This is a genomic window from Zooshikella sp. RANM57, assembly GCF_050749885.1.
GTDB lineage: Bacteria > Pseudomonadota > Gammaproteobacteria > Pseudomonadales > Zooshikellaceae > Zooshikella.
The window spans coordinates 516,657-537,186 of sequence record NZ_JBOIUB010000002.1; the positions used below are offsets into that span (position 1 = coordinate 516,657).

17 protein-coding genes and 1 tRNA gene are annotated in these 20,530 nt (G+C 41.8%); 15 read left to right on the forward strand and 3 right to left on the reverse strand.

Going from position 1 to position 20,530, the window contains the following annotated elements:
- Positions 1 to 17: 17 nt before the first annotated feature.
- From ACQ96U_RS06930 to ACQ96U_RS06945, 4 genes are all read left to right on the forward strand, one after another.
- The gene (locus ACQ96U_RS06930) at positions 18 to 629 is read left to right on the forward strand and encodes a trimeric intracellular cation channel family protein (protein ID WP_431720512.1); all 612 of its coding nucleotides are present in this window, start codon (positions 18 to 20) and stop codon (positions 627 to 629) included.
- A 147-nt stretch (positions 630 to 776) separates the two neighbouring features.
- Positions 777 to 2,738: an alkaline phosphatase family protein gene (locus tag ACQ96U_RS06935; RefSeq protein ID WP_431720513.1), complete on the forward strand. Its 1,962-nt coding sequence runs from the start codon at positions 777 to 779 to the stop codon at positions 2,736 to 2,738.
- A gap of 97 nt (positions 2,739 to 2,835) precedes the next feature.
- Entirely contained in the window at positions 2,836 to 3,945 is a 1,110-nt protein-coding gene (locus ACQ96U_RS06940) for an SPFH domain-containing protein (RefSeq protein WP_431720514.1), read from the forward strand.
- Positions 3,946 to 4,008: 63 nt separating this feature from the next.
- Positions 4,009 to 5,160 (forward strand): hypothetical protein, encoded by a 1,152-nt coding sequence (locus ACQ96U_RS06945; RefSeq protein WP_431720515.1) that lies wholly within the window; start codon positions 4,009 to 4,011, stop codon positions 5,158 to 5,160.
- Positions 5,161 to 5,415: 255 nt separating this feature from the next.
- Here ACQ96U_RS06945 and ACQ96U_RS06950 read toward each other — a convergent pair.
- A tRNA-Leu gene (locus ACQ96U_RS06950) sits at positions 5,416 to 5,503 on the reverse strand.
- 494 nt (positions 5,504 to 5,997) lie between these two features.
- Here ACQ96U_RS06950 and ACQ96U_RS06955 point away from each other — a divergent pair.
- The 6 genes from ACQ96U_RS06955 (at position 5,998) to ACQ96U_RS06980 (ending at position 13,281) form a co-directional block, all read left to right on the forward strand.
- Positions 5,998 to 7,347, forward strand: coding sequence for an NAD(P)/FAD-dependent oxidoreductase (locus ACQ96U_RS06955; RefSeq protein ID WP_431720516.1), 1,350 nt, complete (start codon positions 5,998 to 6,000; stop codon positions 7,345 to 7,347).
- A gap of 352 nt (positions 7,348 to 7,699) precedes the next feature.
- Complete coding sequence (locus ACQ96U_RS06960; RefSeq protein ID WP_431720517.1) at positions 7,700 to 9,115, forward strand: mannose-1-phosphate guanylyltransferase/mannose-6-phosphate isomerase; 1,416 nt, start codon at positions 7,700 to 7,702, stop codon at positions 9,113 to 9,115.
- A 75-nt stretch (positions 9,116 to 9,190) separates the two neighbouring features.
- The gene (galU, locus tag ACQ96U_RS06965; protein ID WP_431720518.1) at positions 9,191 to 10,018 is read left to right on the forward strand and encodes a UTP--glucose-1-phosphate uridylyltransferase GalU; all 828 of its coding nucleotides are present in this window, start codon (positions 9,191 to 9,193) and stop codon (positions 10,016 to 10,018) included.
- A gap of 71 nt (positions 10,019 to 10,089) precedes the next feature.
- Positions 10,090 to 10,353 (forward strand): hypothetical protein, encoded by a 264-nt coding sequence (locus tag ACQ96U_RS06970; RefSeq protein WP_431720519.1) that lies wholly within the window; start codon positions 10,090 to 10,092, stop codon positions 10,351 to 10,353.
- A gap of 77 nt (positions 10,354 to 10,430) precedes the next feature.
- On the forward strand, positions 10,431 to 12,905 hold the full coding sequence (locus tag ACQ96U_RS06975; RefSeq protein WP_431720520.1) for a cation:proton antiporter: 2,475 nt from the start codon (positions 10,431 to 10,433) through the stop codon (positions 12,903 to 12,905).
- A gap of 88 nt (positions 12,906 to 12,993) precedes the next feature.
- Positions 12,994 to 13,281, forward strand: coding sequence for a hypothetical protein (locus tag ACQ96U_RS06980; protein ID WP_431720521.1), 288 nt, complete (start codon positions 12,994 to 12,996; stop codon positions 13,279 to 13,281).
- Positions 13,282 to 13,558: 277 nt separating this feature from the next.
- Here the strand turns inward: ACQ96U_RS06980 and ushA are convergent, their stop codons facing one another.
- Positions 13,559 to 15,157, reverse strand: coding sequence for a bifunctional UDP-sugar hydrolase/5'-nucleotidase UshA (ushA, locus tag ACQ96U_RS06985; RefSeq protein ID WP_431720522.1), 1,599 nt, complete (start codon positions 15,155 to 15,157; stop codon positions 13,559 to 13,561).
- Between the two features lie 319 nt (positions 15,158 to 15,476).
- Between ushA and ACQ96U_RS06990 the strand changes: the two genes are divergently transcribed.
- Together ACQ96U_RS06990 and ACQ96U_RS06995 are read left to right on the forward strand one after the other, a co-directional pair.
- A complete protein-coding gene (locus tag ACQ96U_RS06990) occupies positions 15,477 to 15,848 on the forward strand; it encodes an STAS domain-containing protein (protein WP_431720523.1) in 372 nt (123 codons plus the stop codon).
- Positions 15,849 to 16,213: 365 nt separating this feature from the next.
- Positions 16,214 to 16,864, forward strand: a complete 651-nt coding sequence (locus tag ACQ96U_RS06995; protein ID WP_431720524.1) for a TetR/AcrR family transcriptional regulator — start codon at positions 16,214 to 16,216, stop codon at positions 16,862 to 16,864.
- Between the two features lie 59 nt (positions 16,865 to 16,923).
- Here ACQ96U_RS06995 and ACQ96U_RS07000 read toward each other — a convergent pair whose 3' ends face one another.
- Positions 16,924 to 17,556, reverse strand: coding sequence for a GNAT family N-acetyltransferase (locus ACQ96U_RS07000; RefSeq protein WP_431720525.1), 633 nt, complete (start codon positions 17,554 to 17,556; stop codon positions 16,924 to 16,926).
- 285 nt (positions 17,557 to 17,841) lie between these two features.
- Between ACQ96U_RS07000 and xthA the strand changes: the two genes are divergently transcribed.
- From xthA to ACQ96U_RS07015, 3 genes are all read left to right on the forward strand, one after another.
- Positions 17,842 to 18,681, forward strand: coding sequence for an exodeoxyribonuclease III (xthA, locus tag ACQ96U_RS07005; RefSeq protein WP_431720526.1), 840 nt, complete (start codon positions 17,842 to 17,844; stop codon positions 18,679 to 18,681).
- Positions 18,682 to 18,920: 239 nt separating this feature from the next.
- A complete protein-coding gene (locus ACQ96U_RS07010) occupies positions 18,921 to 19,844 on the forward strand; it encodes a LysR family transcriptional regulator (protein WP_431720527.1) in 924 nt (307 codons plus the stop codon).
- A gap of 247 nt (positions 19,845 to 20,091) precedes the next feature.
- Positions 20,092 to 20,517 carry a MerR family transcriptional regulator gene (locus ACQ96U_RS07015; RefSeq protein WP_431720528.1) on the forward strand — a complete coding sequence of 142 codons (426 nt, stop codon included), beginning with the start codon at positions 20,092 to 20,094 and terminating at the stop codon, positions 20,515 to 20,517.
- Positions 20,518 to 20,530: the final 13 nt, after the last annotated feature.

Consider the following 20,530-nt stretch of genomic DNA (forward strand, 5'->3'; position numbering starts at 1 on the left):
TATTGATGTAGGTTAATATGGATACGCTTTATTATATTGGGCTTGTATGTGGTGGCGTTTTTGCCATCACAGGTGTCATCGCCTCACAAAACAAAGGACTTGATATTTTTTCGGTCGTCTTATTAGGCGTAGTCACTGCCATTGGTGGCGGCACCATTCGTGATTTACTGTTGGCTAACCATCCTATTTTTTGGATTGCAGATTTAAATTTTTTATGGGTTGCTATTTTTGCCTCTATTCTTGCTTTTTTTACCGTCAACATTATTTCAAATAAACAGGCTTTATTACTGTATTTGGATGCATTAGGTGCTTCATTATTTGCAATTTTAGCTACACACAATACGCTACAAGCTAATTATCCCGAGATTGTGGCTATTATTATGGGACTCATTACCGCAATTTTTGGTGGAATTCTTCGTGATGTGTTAACAGGACGTCCTACCTTACTGATGAGCCAGGAACTCTATGCCACCCCCTTATTAGTGGGCTCCACGGTGTTAGCCTTGCTGTATCATTTCAATTTACAATTTACGGCACTGATACCACTCAGTATTGCAATCACTTTTTTATTTCGGGCTGCATGCATTTACTTTCATATCCATTACCCAGCCTGGCTCTGCCGGCAATAGTCCGCTTCACTTAACTTACTATACGTACCATAAACCCCAGTACAGTCACTTTACATTACAAGCGCCGTATACCTGCCGACAGGTTTTCAAACCGTCAACTATGCTTATCAAATCAAGATTGGACTTCTGCCACAAGGAAGCAGGGAAATGAGTGATAGAGCCTTTGAGCATATTTTGATCATCATGTTTGAAAACCAATATCGCAGCTATGTTCTGCAGAATCCCTATATGCAGTCACTTGCACGACAAGGAATAGAGTTAACCCAATACTATGGTGTTATGCACCCCTCACAAACGAATTACATCGCCTCCATTGCAGGTGAACTTTGTAATATGAGCGATGATGAACCTCCCCCCAAATTACTAACCCAAAAAACCATTGTTGATTTAATTGAGGCGTCTTCGGAACAAATAGACTGGCGTGCCTATATGGAAAGTTATAACCCCGAAAACAATCCCTGGCATCCCAACTTCCAACCCAAAGATGAGTACCCTTATTTAGAAAAACATAACCCTTTTTCGTCCTTTGCTCAGATCGTTGAGAATAAACAACGTTGGCAAAAAATTGGTAATGAAACGGATTTTTGGAAAGCCATTTGTCATGACACCTTACCAGAATATGCCTGGTTTACGCCTAATATGTGGAGTGATGGGCACTACCTCTTGGGTACGAAAGAAGAACCACATGAACGAGCACCTATACTTGTCAATCAACTGGCAACATGGCTGGAAGGTTTTTTTAGTGACTTACGCTTTCCTGGACCCAATAGTTTATTACCGAAAAAAACCCTGGTTGTTGTCACCTTTGATGAAGCCGACTTTGAAGCAGATTATGACCAACACCGGAAGTATACTTACGATGGCCCCAACCAAATCTATACGGTACTGCTTGGTGATATGATTAAATCTGGTCAACAACACGAAGGGTATAATCACTATAGTTTGTTAAAAACAATCGAAAAAAACTTTAATCTCAATCACCTCGGTAAAAATGATCAGCATGCAAACTGGTTTCAATTTTTATGGGGAAAACAATTTTCCTGGGGTAAAAAGCAAAAAACACCTTTAATCAACATTAAAACACTGGCAGCAGCATCATTTGCAGGACGATTATTTTGCGTTTCAGTTAAAAACTACAATGTGATGTGTCATATTTATGATGGCACCTGCTGGAGTGAAGGCAGCTTTATCACTGAAGCCCAAATTACCTCAGCGAATCTACTGTCAATGCATCACAAATTATGTCTATTTTTAGAAACTTCTGACCATCATTTAATGCGCTTTAATTATCAGTTAAACACTGGCTGGCAAGAAGTAAAATGCACGGCTACTGATCCAACCTTTGTTGAAGGTTTAACAAGCCTGACCCAATCCATAGTGATTGATAACCAAGAATTTGCTGCCATAGCTTTTAAAGATGCACAACATCAAGTCCAATGGCAGCTGTATCAAAATGGCCAATGGCAACCACCTCAAGCAATAGGACATCAAGTCGAAAATTCAATACAACTTGGTAATCTGGGTACCTGCCTCTACCTATTATTTCCAGAATTGGAAAAACAAACCCTGGTCTGCACAACGTGCAATTTAGCCCCTTGGAATGTTGTTACTGTCGCTGAGAGCAAATATGCTGGACCATGGGATGATGCAGTCCAGTTTCAATGGTCAAAAAATGCTTTCCCGCTGTGTCATTATGCCCATGAACCCAACCCAGTCACTTCTGGAGAAGATGAACCCACAACAACACACATTAAGGGCACAACACCTTTAGCCTGTGCCGAGCTTGATGGCGTACTGCATCTTGTTCATCCTGGCGTTTCACAGCAGCAGTTAATGACTGAAACTTTTTCGTTAGCGGGTATCTTAACGGCACAGTATAGAGTGTCCTATAACCCAGCTCAGCAACAAACCACATCAAATGGCTATGGCACCCAATTGGAAGTAGGCTGGAGCAATTCATCTTTAATCACTAATGCTCAGCTAGGTGAAAATGGCACACTCAAGCTCACTCGTTTTAAACATCAACTGTGCCTGCTATTTCAGAGTACTACCAGTGATACCGTTGAGATGATAGAAGGGCAATACCAGGTTGAGCCTATCAAAATGTGACAATTTTTTGCTATATTGGCTACATCTTATGTAATGCTATTATTAATAATGTGCCTCTATTTGCTTGTAAGTAGGATTAGCAGAGAAGGATGTAGCAATGGATCTTTTTAATAAAATCCGCGGTGAATTTATCGACATCATTGAATGGACTGATGATAGCCGCGACACCATGGTTTACCGCTTTGAACGATATAATAACGAGATCAAAATGGGCGCCAGGCTCATTGTCCGAGAGTCTCAGATAGCGATATTTATCAACAAGGGCAAAATTGCTGATATATTTGAACCGGGTGATTACACCCTCGAAACAGATAATTTACCTATTTTATCAACCTTACAAGGCTGGAAGCATGGCTTTCACAGTCCGTTTAAAGCTGAAATTTATTTTATCAATACCCGTCGTTTTACGGATTTAAAATGGGGAACCAAAAACCCAATTACCCTCCGCGATCCTGAATTTGGTCCCATGCGTATTCGTGCCTTTGGTACCTATGCCATACGCATAACTAACGTCACAAATTTTATTAAAGAAATTGTAGGCACTGATGGACACTTCACCACAGATGAAATTACCAGCCAACTAAGAAACCTTATTGTTTCCCGTTTTGCAGACATTCTTGGCGAAACCAAAATCCCCATATTGGATATGGCCGCTAATTATGATGAACTTGGCGAGTTTATCTGCCAAAAGATTCATGATGACTTTTTGGCCTATGGTATTGAAATCACCAAAATGTTGGTAGAAAACATATCATTACCCACAGCAGTTGAAGAAATACTGGATAAACGTACAAGTATGGGCATTATGGGTAACTTGCAACAGTACACCCAGTACCAAACAGCAACCGCAATTGAAAAAGCCGCTGAAAATGAAGGAGGCTTGGCCGGTGGCGGCATGGGTATGGGCATGGGTTTTGCTATGGCAAATCAAATGGGGCAAAACATGCAACAGAATCAACAGCACAGCCAACCTTCTGCTGCAGTGCCACCACCATTACCACAAGAGAAACCCTTTTATGTCGCCATTAATGGTCAACAGCAGGGGCCTATGCCAATAAGTCAGCTACAACTATTAGTTAATAATGGCTCAGTCACCAGGGAAAGCTTAGTCTGGTGTGAAGGGATGAGTAACTGGGAAAAAGCATCTGACGTTGAAACATTAAGTCAACTATTTGCTGCTACACCACCACCCTTACCACCACTTTAATACTTTTCATCCAGCACGGACGCTGGTTTCCATTATCAACACAAGTCACAGTGAGTCGTACCTATGACCAGCAGTCCTCCACCCATTCCTCAAAAACAAGAAAATACAGACACAAACCGATCTAAACCTCAAATCAGTAGCAACTTTAAGTGCCAACAGTGTGGAGCCAAATTAACATTTAAACCTGGTACTCAAGCATTAGTGTGTCAGTACTGTAATTTTAAAAATGATATAAAAACCAGCAAGGAGACAATTGAAGAGCTTGATTATCATGAATATTTAAATAAAGCAGAAGCAGGGGATGTAACAGAAGAAAAGCTTTACATTAAATGTAATGCCTGTGGTGCTGAGTCGACCTCTGCTGCCAATATCACATCACAAGAATGTGCATTTTGTGGAAGTGAAATAGTATCAACCGCACACTCAAAAAAACTCATCAAGCCTCGCTCTTTATTGCCTTTTAACGTCACACGAAATACGGCTAAGAAAAGCTATAAAGAGTGGTTGAATAGCTTATGGTTTGCACCCAATGCGTTAAAAAAGAAAGCACGACTCAATGTAGCATTAAATGGTGTTTTTGTACCACATTGGACGTTTGATACAAAAGCAACCAGTGATTACACTGGCGAACGAGGTAAATATTATTATGTTACAGTAACCAAAACTCGCACTAATGCTGAAGGAAAGCAAGAAACCTATACCGAACGAGAGCGACGTACTCGTTGGTATTCAACAACAGGTAGAGTTTATAATTTATTTAATGATGTATTAGTTTTAGCCAGTCGTACTTTACCTAGAAAATACACTGAGGCACTTGAACCCTGGGATTTAAACAATTTAGTGCCCTATAAGGATGATTATCTAAGTGGTTTCAAAACCGAAAGTTATCAGGTCAATTTAAAACAGGGATTTACATTGGCTAAAGACATTATGGATGATGAAATTCGTGAAACAATAAGAAGAGATATTGGTGGAGATGATCAACGTATTCATTCCGTCAACACACACTACAAGGATATATCCTTTAAGCACATTTTATTGCCCGTATGGATCAGTGCGTATCGCTATCATGAAAAAGTCTACCGCTTTTTAGTCAATGCCCGCACGGGTGAAGTACAAGGTGAACGCCCTTACAGCTGGGTTAAAATCACATTAGCGGTGTTAGCGGTTATTGCTGTAGGTGTTGGTATTTTCCTTTGGCATCAGTCATTGTAGTAAATTAAAAGTGAGCGTGGGGGAGTTAATAAATCATATAAAAATCCGAATAGGATAGCCGCTTTATCAAATAAGCCTTTATATGATTTATTTGCTGCTCAATGACTCACTTTAAAAAAGTGAGAAAAGACTAATGACAAAACATCCGATTAGTCATTTATGAATACAACAGAAAGGGTAAATTTAACTACAAAAACAAGAAAATATTAAAAAGCAATATACAGCAGAAAATGATGAGCTTCATCAAAAAAGAAGTGGTGCCCGGGGCCGGACTTGAACCGGCACGGAGTTAACCTCCGAGGGATTTTAAGTCCCTTGCGTCTACCAATTTCGCCACCCGGGCATCATATTCTGAAATGATCTACTGAAAGGATGATTTTGTCAATCCTGTTAATCGGCTTTAGCAAATCAGTCAAACCAAACCATCATTACCAACCAATTTAACTTAAACGATTTATCTGTTTAAGCTTGCTTAGCCGTGATGCTTGCTGCTTTGCTGGGCCGTTTCCCCTCAGCGACGAGGCGTATTATACATATAAGTATTATATTGGCAAGACTTATGTCATACACTTATAAAAATGCTTAATAATGTTGTGGCAGTTGAAAGAAATAGACTGCAAGAGCAGCACATCCCGCTGGACAAACGATAAGCATCAAAACAAACTGAAAGCAGTATCAAGACAATACCGGTGTACTCAACATATATCAGCAAAAGATACAACAAAACCGGTATATAGAGTGAAGCACATACCTATAACGGATTAATAGGGCCAGGCAATAAAGGAGTCATTGCTATGGCGTACAACTACACACCAACATCACTAAGGACAGTAAATTATGCCAGAAACGAAACATAGTCCCACCCAACTTTCAGCTGACAACACTAACTACAAAAAAATGTCTCCGCCATCACGTTATGATGTCGTCATTATTGGTGGTGGTGCCGCAGGTACAGCCTGTGCCAGCAGCTTACTAAAAAGAACAAAACAGCTACGCATTGTTATTGTTGAACCCAGCGAGCATCATTATTACCAACCTGGGTGGACATTAGTTGGGGCAGGGGTATTTACTCAAGCGCAAACCATCCATAAAACTGCGGACTCTTTACCTAAACAGGTAACCTGGATTAAAGCAGAAGCCACAACCATTGATCCTTACCAGCATCTTGTTAGCCTCAACAATGAAGAGCGGTTAAGTTATCAAACACTCGTCGTCTGTCCTGGACTCAGCCTGAATTGGCAGGCTATCAAAGGCTTACCAGAAGCACTTGGACAACAGGGAGTTACCTCCAATTATCACTTGGATTTTGCACCTTATACCTGGCAGCAAGTAAAGCGATTGACGAAAGGTAGAGCCATTTTTACGCAACCAGCCATGCCCATAAAATGTGCAGGTGCACCACAAAAGGCAGTTTATTTATCATGTGATTACTGGCGACAACAACAGCAATTAGCCCAAATCGACGTTGATTTTCATTTAGCAGGAGCCGCCTTATTTGGTGTGTCAACATTTGTACCCGCTCTACAAAGCTATATTGAGCGCTACGGGGTTAATCTACACTACAATTCAAACCTGATAGAAGTTGACGTAAATACTCAAACAGCTTATTTCTCCCAAACTACAGCAGATGATCAAACAGAAACCATTGGCAAACCATTTGATTTACTCCATGTTGTTCCTCCCCAACAGGCACCTGCATTTATTCGTAACAGCCCACTCAGTAATGCGGCAGGTTGGGTCGATGTTGATCCTTATACACTAAGACATAACCAGTTTGATGATATCTTCAGTCTAGGAGATGCCGCTTCAACCAGTAATGCCAAAACAGCCGCCGCAATCCGTAAACAAGCGCCTGTGGTTGCAGAAAACCTATTAGCATTTTTAAAAGGTCACTCACTTACAGCCTGCTACGATGGCTATGGTGCTTGTCCACTCACTGTTGAGCGCGGAAAAGTGATTCTTGCGGAGTTCGGTTATGATGGAAAACTACTGCCCACGCTACCACTCAACCCAACGATTCCAAGACGTAGCTATTGGCAGTTGAAAACCCATGGTCTGCCCTTTATGTACTGGAAAATGCTATTAAAAGGTCATGAGTGGCTGGCAAAGCCTAAACAGCGCCCAGTAGAGGCTGTTCCCAAACCTCAAGCGCAACCTTCCACACCAAGTCACTCAAACAAACCATAGTCTTAATGTTAAAGCGTTAAAATGCTTATACCCAGTTCTTAAGCCTGTTGAGCTGGGTCATAAGCTTAGGTAAATTTTTATGTATTCACTTAAAATATCAGCATGATTTCTTAAAATAGACGTCAGTTTTTGTTATTTTTGATCCCTATTAAAAATTATCAGATTCATGCACAACTCTATTAATTATCTATAAAGTGTTGCTTTCAAACTAAAGAAAAATGCCAAAATCAGTGATATTTAAAAAAGAACGCACAAATCACCCTGTATACTAGCCTCAAATTTAATGAAACCATGATGATCAATTTTTATTCATCAGGCAGACCTGCAAGTAACTACTGAGTAAGGAATATTCATGCTGATTCCCGTAATTTTATCTGGCGGAACAGGATCAAGACTTTGGCCGTTATCTCGGGAGCTTTACCCTAAGCAACTTTTAAACCTCGTCAATCAGGATACCAGTCTCCTGCAGGATACTGTCCTAAGACTACCCACAACACCTGATTTACAGGCGCCTATTGTCGTATGTAATGAAGCTCATCGTTTTATGGTTGCGGAACAACTGCATGCTATCAATAAACCTGCAACCCGTATTCTGCTGGAACCCGTTGGCCGTAATACTGCACCCGCTATCGCCATTGCGGCTTGGCAGGCTATGGCCATAGATGCCGAAGCCGTCCTGCTGGTGCTTCCTGCAGACCATACCATTGCCAATTTGACCAACTTCCACCAAATAATCGATCGGGGCCAAAAACAGGCTCAAGCGGGTAAACTGGTCACATTTGGCATTGTCCCTGACTACCCTGAAACAGGTTACGGTTATATCGATGCTGGTGAAGAACTCAGTGCCGGAGTTCGTCATATTTCTCAGTTCGTCGAAAAACCAAATGCAGAGACTGCCAAGCAATACACCCAGTCAGGACACCACTTCTGGAACAGTGGTATGTTCATGTTTAGAGCTGATCGTTATTTACAGGAACTAAAACAATTTGCCCCCCTGATTCATCAAGCTACCCAACAAGCTTTTGAGCAGGCTGTTGTAGATCTAGACTTTGTCCGTTTAGACAACGCAGCCTTTGCTACCAGCCCTGAAGATTCTATTGACTACGCGGTAATGGAGCATACCCAGTCAAGTGTCGTTATTCCCGCAGACTTAGGTTGGAGTGATGTAGGTTCCTGGACAGCACTCGCCGATCTCACCCCCCCAGACGCTCATGGTAATGTTCAACGAGGTGATGTGCTTGTGGAAAGTACTCGTGACTGTTACATTCGCGCCGAACATCGACTCGTCACCACCGTTGGCGTATCCAACCTGGTCATTGTGGAAACCAAAGATGCCGTGCTTGTTGCTGATAAAGATCAGGTGCAATCCGTAAAACAGCTGGTTAATCAGCTCGCGGCACAAGAGCGCACTGAATATCAACTTCATAAACAGGTTTATCGTCCTTGGGGATGCTATGAAGGCATTGATGAAGAAGACCGTTTTCAAGTGAAGCGGATAACTGTTAAGCCAGGTGCTAGTCTATCTTTACAAAAGCACTTTCATCGTGCCGAGCACTGGATCGTTGTCAAAGGCACCGCCAAGGTAACCTGTGGTGAAAACACGTTTCTTGTTACAGAAAATGAGTCGACTTATATTCCGCTTGGCGAAAAACATCGTCTTGAAAACCCAGGCAAAATACCGCTAGAGCTAATCGAAGTACAGTCAGGCAGTTATTTAGGAGAGGATGATATTGTCAGGTTTGATGATGTTTATGGCCGAAGTAATTAGCAATAAGTCATTCATACACACAAAGCAAAGTGCTTATTTATTAAGCAACTGACAAAGTTAAGGTATTTTTTACGAATGATTAAAAAATGTTTATTTCCCGCGGCTGGGTATGGAACTCGGTTTTTGCCTGCAACCAAGTCAATGCCTAAGGAAATGATGCCAATCGTCAATAAGCCCCTTATTGAATACGGTGTTGAAGAAGCACTTGAGGCTGGACTCAATGAAATATGTATTGTGACAGGGCGGGGAAAACGCGCACTGGCCGACCACTTTGATACCAACTATGAACTTGAGCATCAGATAAAGGGCACAAGTAAAGAAGAAACCCTCAAAGACATTCGTCACCTCATTGAAAGCTGTACCTTTTCATACACCCGCCAACGCGAAATGAAAGGGCTAGGGCATGCTATTTTAACAGGGAGAACATTAATTGGTGACGAGGCTTTTGCGGTGGTTCTCGCAGATGACCTGTGTATTCACCCTGATGATGGTGTTCTGGCCCAAATGGTTAGGCTGTATAACCAATTCCGTTGCAGCATAGTGGCAATACAAGAAGTACCGAAGGACCAGACCCATAAATATGGCGTCATTGCGGGTGATATTATTCGCGAAGATTTGTTTCGTATCACTGACATGGTTGAAAAACCAAAACCTGAGAGTGCTCCGAGCAATTTAGCCATCATTGGCCGCTATATATTAACACCCGATATTTTTGAGATTATCCGTAACACGCCTCCAGGTAAAAATGGTGAGGTACAAATTACGGATGCGCTGTTATCTCAAGCCAAGAATGGGTGTGTATTAGGCTATAAATTTAAGGGAAAAAGATTTGACTGCGGCAGCATAGAAGGTTACATCGAAGCGACAAATTACTGCTATGATAATTTATACTTGAAAAAATAATGCAATAATCGCCTATGCCAGGTCGAGCAAATTGACCTGGCATGAAGCAGGTAAACATCACGAGGTGCATAATGGATCTTCATTATATTAACCGCTTACTCAAGCTGATTCATGACCAACCCGCACCCTTTGTTGAGTACGACTTTCTACGTAATGAAATTGCCAACTCTGATCATTACAGCCTGGAAGAAGGTGAGCAGTTAACCAAATACTTATTTCTACTCGAAGATGACAACTTGGTTGAGCTTGACATGACAGATGATCGCATCATTACCCATATTCGCCTGACAGCAGATGGTTGGCGACGTCTGGAAAAAGTGCCTCAAGCCACCTGATACCTGTAGACGAGACAGCCTGATTATATACATCTCATTGCTCTAGCACTTACGCTTTACCCCCAGGAACCAGAAACATGCATAGTGAAGCTGGTGTTCTGATTTTAATATTTGTCAGTCTTGCGCTAATCATTGGAGCAAGTGTTAGAAGCCTTGTAAAAAGTATCCAACTGCCTTATACCGTTTGTTTATTGACCATTGGTTTATGCCTTGGGTATTTACAGCGTACTGGCATTATTGAGCAATATACACCACTCCTCGATGATACGCTGGCCCTCGTTGCAGGTGTTGATCCCCATCTTGTCTTATTTTTATTTTTACCCACGCTGGTATTTGAAAGTGCATTTTCATTAGAAGTCCACTTATTTCGCCGTATATTTGCCCAAATTGCGCTATTAGCAGTACCTGGATTGATTATTGCCACCACTCTGACAGCCAGTTTGGCAAAGTGGATATTTCCCTGGGATTGGAGCTGGGCACTTTGTTTAATGTTTGGGGCATTGATCAGCGCTACAGACCCCGTAGCAGTAGTCGCGCTATTAAAAGAAGTCAGCTCCCGTAAACGATTGGAAACACTACTTGAAGGTGAGTCACTGTTAAATGATGGCACTGCAATCGTATTGTTTACCCTGTTTTACGGTTGGGTCATCAGTACACAAGCCAGTCAGCAAATCAGTTTATTAAACCTCACCACGAATTTTACCTGGGTTGTTGTCGCAGGGTTACTGGTAGGCGTGGTGGCTGGTGGTTTAATTATGCTCTGGATTGGCAAAGTCTTTAATGACCCACTTATTGAGATTACCTTATCCATTGCTACGGCTTATCTAACCTATTACATAGCGGAAAGCCTTCATGTTTCTGGCATCGTGGCGGTCGTTGCCCTGGCACTTATGTTTGCTGGAATAGGGCGCACACGTATTTCACCAGAAGTAGGGGAGTTTTTACATAACTTCTGGGGCATGATGGCTCATATGGCCAATACCCTGATATTTTTACTTGTAGGTGTCCTTATCGCTAGCCGAGTGCACTGGGACAACCCAGAGTCATGGGTTACGTTAGGTATTCTCTATATTGGTATTCAAATTATTCGTACCTTCTCTATTTTTACCCTTATCCCTTTACTAAAAAAGTTCAGTGGTGGAATAACCCGTGAAAAAGCAATCGTCCTAACCTGGGGAGGTTTACGTGGAGCCGTTTCATTAGCTTTAGCTCTGATCGTCGCTCAGGAAAATTTATTACCAAAAGAAGTAGGGGACCAGGTACTGTTTTTATGTGCAGGTATTGTGGTCTTAAGCATTGTGATTAATGGCTCTACCATGAGCTGGGTACTCGCTCGCTTGCACCTCAACCAGCTTCCCGCCGCTAAACAAGCCACGGTTGACAAAGCCAAACGGTTAATCACTGAAGACTTACTAAAGTTACTCCCAAAACTGATGGGCAATAGTTTTTTAAAGGGCGCAGATTGGGATGAAGTCAAACATAATACGGGGCTGCTCAGACCCATAGAAGTTAAAGACAGTGAACCGACCCAAATATCCTCACAAGAACTCACCATTGCCTTTCGTCGTCGCTTACTGGAGACTGAACGCCAACATTACTGGTTACAGTTTGAGCAAGGGACACTTGGTAAACAGTCCACGAATAAGCTGGTGGAAGCGGTTGAGCATGCCCTGGATGGTGAGCCTAAGATTGCACCACGGGAAACCTTATATCGGTACTGGCAAACCCCACCCTTATTACATCTATTGCGCAACATAAGAGGCATCAAAAAAATCGCTGTATCATTAAGCTTTTCAAGGATAACCCTTGGCTACGAAATAGCACGGGGTTTTATTCAAGCTCAAGATCACTTAGAAAGCTACATTCCCTCATTAGCACCCAATGAAGAAGAAGCTGTCGCAGTTAAACAGCTCATCGCCCAAAATAAACAGAAGACCCAAGAGTACCTTGAGCAATTACGTAACACCTTCCCTGATCTCGTACACACCCTTGAAACCCACTCAGCTATTCGTACATTACTTAATCGTGAACGAACAGTGGTCAAACAGTTACTTAACCAAGCCGTATTAGATAAGCCTGAAGCCAAACGCTTAGTACAATATATTGAACAACGTATGGCTCGACTCCAACGCGTAGCCACATTCGCCAAACCAACATCACCTGAAGAGCTACTAAGCCAACTAAGCTGGTGTAAAAATTTATCTGAAGAAACACAACAGCAGCTCGTCAAAATCATCGAAAACACACTTTTCAGCAGTGGGGAATGGGTCATCCATCAAGGTAAACCCTTTTATGGTTTGGGAATCATCGCTAAAGGTTCAATTGAAGCTTACGAATACCACTTGGGTAAAAAATTTAGAAAAACCCTTGGTCCTGGCGAACTGGTTGGCTCATTATCCTTACTCAGTGGCGTCAGCCCAGGGGATTATCAAGCGATGAGCTTAGTGAATATGCTGTGGCTACCTGGTGAAAGACTAAAACAGTTGATGGCTAAAGATAGTGCGCTCGCCGAAGCCATTGGTGAACTATTACAACCAGAATACATCGCATAAAGTTTCTAGGCTTAAGAGACGAATAGTTCTTCAAGTGTTCTATGCTTAGCATTTATTCCAAAGGATTTTTAGTAGGGAGACAAACATCATGCAAGAACCAAACTATGCTGTGATCGTATCATTGAAGAATCAGGACTTAGCACATTTTTCCTGGGAAGCACTGGAGAGTGAGCTATTAATGCTTTCCTTTAAGCCTATTAAAGTGCTTTCAGATTTCGCTCGAATTTATGGTTGTGCCGAAGCTGCACATGGTTGCCATGATTTCCTTATTAAGCTGGTTGATAACACGTTAGAAAAGTTCGGCGTCACTCGTCATTTATTTGAGTTAGATACAGTTCATCCAAAAGGTGCTCGATATTTGGCTAATTTAAACTAATGCAGGTGCTTGTAGGTTGGTGACATTAACCCCCTCCTTAGCTATTTACCCAACTTCGCATAATGTATATTATGTTAAATTAGATATTATTTTGAGGAGATGTCCTTTCTTCTTTTTTAATCCATTGTTTTAATTAGATTTTCATTGAAAACTGTCTTATTACGCGGTTTATGGTACTTGCAATTCAATCAATGCTGGGATGGTCTAACCTGTTTATGAAGAAAAAAGCGCTCAAAATGAGCGCTTTTTGTCTTTACTTTACATTCTTGCAATGCAATTACTGACGAACAACCGCATCACCTGGTGCAAAATCTGCCACATTGATAGGTGAACGGCTTTCCAAATAAGCTTTCAACACTTCTGCATCCGCAAAGCCTGTGTTTACATAGTTTGGATGTCCATCCATTTTTGGATAACCATCACCACCAGCGGCTATGTAGCTGTTAATGGCTAAACGATAGGTTTTGCTGGCATCAATGGTTTTCCCTTTAATCGTTGCAGAAACCAATTTACCCTTCTTAATAAGTAGCTTAACGCCATCAAACTGTGCAAAAGCACCAGAGTCTACTGGTTTGCTGGCAATAACACGCAGGTAATCCATTAACTCTTTGCCTGTTAAGTCTACGTAGGCCACCATGTTGCCAAAAGGCTGTACAATCAACACATCTTTATAAGTGACGGTTCCTGCCTCAATGCTGTCACGCACCCCCCCAGAGTTCATTATTGCTAAATCAGCATGTGTTTTTTCTTTTTGAGAACGGGCAATCAACACCCCAAGATTGGTTGGTTTAAAGCGAACCACATGACGATCACCTTCCAATTTGCCATTGGTTTGCGCAATCGTTTGGCCTAACTGAGCTTGGCCTTTTTCCTGGAAAGGTGTTAGGAACGCTTTTAATTGTTCATTTGGCTTAATTTCTTGTTCGATGAAAACACGGTTGCCTTGCTCATCTTTTTGTTTCAAATTAATGGGAATTAGACGGTATTTGATAAGCTTTAACTGACCATTTTTAAATTCAAGGTCAGCACGTCCCACATATTTACCCCACTCATAAGCCTGTAAGATCGCTGTGCCATTTTGCACATCAGGCTCAAATAAAGGATCTTGAGAGTGACCACCAACGATGATATCAATGCCATTAACTTTTCTTGCTAACGTGACGTCCCCTGGTGCATTAATACCATGCTTAGCATTGGGATAATGACCCATGTGCGTTGCGGCAATCACAATATCCGCTTGCTTTCTTAGTGTGGGGACTAGTTTACCGGCTTCCTCTACCGGGTTTCTAAAGTCAAAAGCAGAAATATATTCTGGGTTACCCAACTTAGCCGTATCTTCTGTTGTCAACCCCATTACCGCTACTTTAACGCCATTGAAATTAAACATATGGTAAGCATCAAACAGGCGATTACCCTGTTTGTCATAGATATTGGCTGACAGCAATGGGAAGTTAGCCCATTCTTCTTGCTTGCGAAGTACAGTGAGCGGATTATCAAACTCATGGTTACCTAACGCCATGGCATCATAACCAATATGATTCATGCCTTTAAAATCAGGCTCAGCATCCTGCAAGTCCGACTCAGGCACCCCAGTATTAATGTCCCCCCCGGATAACAGTAAGACATGCCCTCCTTCGGCTGTTACTTCCTGGCGAATCTGATCAATCAATGTTTTTCGTGCAGCCATACCATATTCACCATGGTTATTTGGCCAAAAACGACCATGGTGATCATTCGTATGTAATAAAGTTATTTTATAGGTTTTATCAGGTGTGTACTGACCATTACCGTCCCAAGAGGCACAACCTGAAAGCAGTATGCTTAATACGCCTAAACAAAAGATGGTAGACCAAGCAGATGGACTTTTTATTTTCATAGCACTCTCTTCTACTTATTTACTAAGCCTTTTTATTAAATGCATATGACTATTTTCCAGCATCACCAGCTGTTATGTAATCACACTCAACATGTAATATGTGTTGTACGCACTATAATACGCTACTGCAAAATACTAGGATTTTCACCAAATTGAAATGTTGTGCATCATTATTATTGCCGCTATGATCGCACCCTTGCAGCTGCAGCTTATAAACATAGATTATCTGCCGTATTTTTTTATTGTTCCCCACACAGGGATGATGTCACCAGCTATACTAAACTCAAAGTAAAGTGCCGCGAGAAAGGGATTAATCGGTATGGAATTTAAGCTTTATAAATGCCATGACAGTATTGTCATTGCACTCAATCGTGACTTCGACGCTAAAACCGCTGCTAAAATCCGCCCTATCTTTGATAAGTTAATTGATCGTGCCGAAGGGGATATGTTGGTCGACCTGAGTGCGGTGCTCTTCTTAGATTCAACTGGTATCGGAACCCTGGTCCACTTCTATAAAAAGTCAAAGGAAAAAGGTAAAAAGCTCATTTTAATTGGTGCTGATGGACAACCTATGGGACTCATGGCGATGTTACGCCTTAACCGTATTATCAAGCATTTTCCCTCTATGGAAGAATATCTCGTTAGCACGGGTAAGAGCCACCAGGCTGACTTGGAGGAATTACTGAAATAACTCTTGGATCACAAAAATAACAAGTGCTTGACTTTTACTATTTAGTTTCAAGCACTTGGGTGTTTTTTTTTAAGTATAATCTACACTATCTATTCTTTTCTAAAGTGCTTTTAATAATAACTCTGCCTTATGTTGCCCTTCACTTACACTAGTACCGATTATTTTCCAAATAAATACATCACATATTATAAAAAGTAACCAATCTTTACGATTCCGTAAATTTATTGTTCTTATTGTTACTAAGAAATAGCTCATACTCACACGGTTTTCTGTTATATTCCTACTCGCTTCCCCAACTTAATCCAAAACGATAATAACGATCGGCTTTCTGGCTTAACTGCTATCAATAAGAGGTGTTTTTAGCAGTGGATAATGCAAATAATATCGCGAAGCGAAAACAGGGTCGGCCCCCAAAGTCCCCTGAAGAGCAGGCTGCTATACGTAATCGGATTATTGATGTAGCAAAGGAATTGTTTTTGAATGACGGATTCGAACAGGTCTCTGTCAGAAAAATTGCAGCTAAAGTGGGATGCACACCAAGAACGCTTTATTACTACTTTGAAAATAAGCGCTCTCTTCTTCACTTTATTTGGGTAGATATTTTCGCACAGCTTGCAGATTATGCTGACGAACATATCCCATCCAACCTGTCTCCAAAGGAGATCATAAAGGCCTCCCTTCAAGCGTATGTCAGTTATTGGCTGGAGCACCCAGACCGTTTTCGGGTGATCTTTTCAATTGAAGACTTGAACTCCACGCCTGACCAGGACCAAGATGCCAGTAGGATTGTCTTGGAATCACGGTTCTTTCAGCGACTGTTTACGGCAGTAGAAACTTGCTGTCAGCAAAACATGTTTACTGAAGATAACCATGAGCTGGTTGGACATATGTTAATGTGTAGTGTGCAAGGTATCGTCAATAATGTACTGACGATCAAGCAAATCCCCTGGTCGCCGGTAGATCAACTGCTTAATTTGCAGTTGGACGGATTACTTTCCGGTCTCGCCCAACACTAACTTAATCCCCCAACCAAACAGCCTGCAGTTGACGTTAACTCACTGTCAGGCTGTTTTCATTAGGACATTGGCCGAAAAAATACATTTTCAATAATATCGCCAACATGAACAGAGCCAAGACTCTGATAACCTATCCTTTCAAAAAATGCTATATATCTAGGGTTTCCAGTATCGAGCACAACACCCACAGAGTTTTTGTCCTTAGCACAATACTCATGAATACTATTCATAAACTGTAAGCCATAGCCTTGATGCTGATGTTGGGGGTGTATCGCAATAAAGGCCAATCGATGTAATCGCTGTTTAGGTAATATTGCTTCAACTTGTCGACGATAGTCTAAAAACCGCTCTGTGGCAGAAAACCCTGCAGTTAAAATCATTCGCCAACGCCAACGAAAATGGTTGTATAGATCGGCGGTCATTGATGGCGTTAGGATAAAGGCAAAACCTATCACTCTACTTGCCTTATACATTGCTAATACTGGCTGTTGCTCCGCAAAGTGAAGATTGACTGTTTCACGGATAACTGCCCTCACCCGCTGTTCATAGCCCGTTTTTTCTGCATTAAGTAAATACTGATAAGCAGGTTCTTGACTATAGGAATGGAATAACAAAGAACGAGCCTCTCGTTCGGTCTCTGCTCCAACTTCTATAATGGCTAACTCATCAGCGTGTTGACTTGCTGTTAACATACTCACCTCACCAAACCCTACTTCCCTGATTATTATTGTTTACCAGCACCCTAATTCTGAGCCTTCCACTACATCCATGAGGTATAAGTGCTGGTGGTATTTGTTGTTATTGATCTATTTAGTATAGGTTGAGGGTTAGACACTAACTTATTATCATTTCGTCATACAGCTACAACTGCATGATCAGTTTGTAGGATATATGCCTTATTCCCTACAAATCCTGCCTTTTAATAAAACAGTTGTTGACCTATTAAATTATCCACCTAATGTTGGGATGGTCTAAAAGTGCGAATTATCTCATTTAACTGTAATGGCATACGTGCCCGACTGCATCAGATAAACTCATTGCTCACTACTTATCAGCCAGATGTGCTTGCATTACAAGAAATTAAAGTGGCTGATGAGTTATTTCCTATTGCTGAAATTGAGCAACAAGGTTATCAAGTTGTTTATTTTGGTCAAAAAGGTCACTACGGTGTTGCACTCATCAGCAAGTTGACTGCTCAAAATGTACAGTATGGCTTTAATGAGTCCGTGCTTACAGGCATGACAAGTGAAACACCGAATGATGAGCGACGACTGATTTCTGCAAGCTTCAACACCCCCACGGACCACTCATTACGTTTAATTAACGGTTACTTTCCGCAGGGTGAAAGCCGAGAGCACCCCTGCAAATTCCCTAATAAACGTGCTTTTTACCAAGCTTTACAGCATATGCTCCAGCAGCAACACCAACCTCAAGAGTTTCTTGTGGTCGTGGGAGATATGAACGTAGCACCACTGGATCTGGACATTGGAATTGGTGCAGATAATGCTAAGCGATGGCTCCGCACTGGCAAGTGCTGCTTTCTTCCTGAAGAACGCGAATGGTTACAACAAATAACAAGCTGGGGACTCATTGATTGCTATCGTCATCTTCACCCCAAAACAGATGATCGATTTAGTTGGTTTGATTACCGGAGTAAAGGCTTTGAACGAGAACCTAAACGAGGATTACGCATTGACTTAATACTGGCAACCCCACCTTTACTCACACAACTCACTCAATGTCACATTGACTATGATACACGCGCTATGTCAAAGCCTTCAGACCACTGCCCTGTTGTTGCCGACTTTAACATTTAAGCTTTTGCAGTTTAAACATCAGCTGTTTTCGTTTTTACTTATGATATGACAGTTGTAGTATGTACACTTAATAAACAACATATAGTGTCCCTTTATACAAGGAATATCCTACGAAAGTTGGCAAAAATACCGCAACCATCTACTTTTTGTATAAGGAGTGTTGCGGTTAGATGACATCGTTTGTCTTACAGCATCGGGCTTGCACAGAAGTAAAGCAGTTGTTTTGCAAGAGGCCGGTCATGAATTTAAGTAAAATCGATCTCAACTTATTTGTCGTCTTTGATGCGATATACACAGAAGCCAACTTAACCCGCGCGGGTCATATTATTGGAATTACCCAACCTGCTGTCAGTAATGCATTGTCACGGTTACGGGAAATTTTCAATGACCAGCTTTTCATTAGAACAGCGCATGGCATGGTTCCCACACCTGTTGCCCAAAATGTCATCGGCTCGGTACGCCAGGCACTCCAGCTTATCCGCCGCAGTGTCCAGCAAACTGATCAATTTGTGGCTGCTGACTCTGAGCGTCAATACCGTGTCAGTATGGGTGATTTAGTTGAAGCAGTTATTCTCCCCCGTTTATTTGGCAAGCTAGATAACGTAGCACCTCGTATTAATATCACCAGTATGCCCGTGCAACGACGCGAAACCACCAAAGAGCTTGCCTCTGGGCGCCTCGATTTTGTGATTGATGCCCCTCTTAATACAGACCCTCAAGTTAAACATGTGCCTTTATTTGAAGATAACTATGTCTGTGTGATGCGCCGTGATCACCCCCTGGCTAAAGCGTCTATCAACAATGAAGAGTATCTTTCTTTAAAACATGTACAAATATCCAGTCGTTTTGATAGCCGTATAGATGAGATAGATATAGCGCTGGGTCGCCAGGGGATTAACCGTAACATTGCCTTAAGCGCCCAGCATTATTTAATGGCACCTTTGGTCGTCAGGCGAAGTAATTTAGCCATGACGGTACCAGAACGATTTGCCCGAGCTTATCCTGATTTACATTGTGTCAACTTACCCTTTAATGATATTCCCATCATGGAAGCTCACCTCTACTGGCATGAAAGCACTGAACTCGATGCGGCAAGCCGTTGGATGCGCGATTGCATTATCAAAATTTGTGAGGAGCTTAGTGCTAATCACACCATGCTGTAGAGCGCATTATTTAACCTCCCTGACTAGCCCTCACCTACTTAGCTGTTACAGATAGTTGACACTTTGCACGATTGTCATAAACCTTGATGCGCTTGCCAATATCCACACTCAAGGTTTACGTTTACGTAAAGGTTATACGTAATTACCGAAACACTTTCTGTTCTCGTTTAATCAGCATCTATGGAACGACACCTATGGATATGGAACAACGTGTTGCAAACGCCTATAAACCACCACAATAAAAACAATGAATCATTCAGAGTCAGAGACTTACAGTATTTCTGAGTTAGCCAAGGCATACCGTGTTACCCCACGGACCATTAGGTTTTATGAAGACAAAGGGTTACTTAACCCAAAGCGAGAGGGAAATCGGCGCATTTACAGTAATAAGGATAGAGTTACGTTAAAGCTTATCCTTCGAGGCAAACGGTTAGGATTCTCCCTGGATGAATGCTTAGAACTCATCAATATGTATGACCCGACAACGGACAACCGTAAACAACTTCAGCATTTTCTAGTGGCAATCGACCGACGTCAGACACAACTCATCCACCAGCTTGACGATATCAAAGTCATGCAGGAAGAACTCACTGCCGCTAAAGCACGCTGTCTGGCGGCATTAGCTAAACAGCAAGGCATCATCGCCCCTTCATCTACGCATCATAATAAATAAGATAAAGGACCTT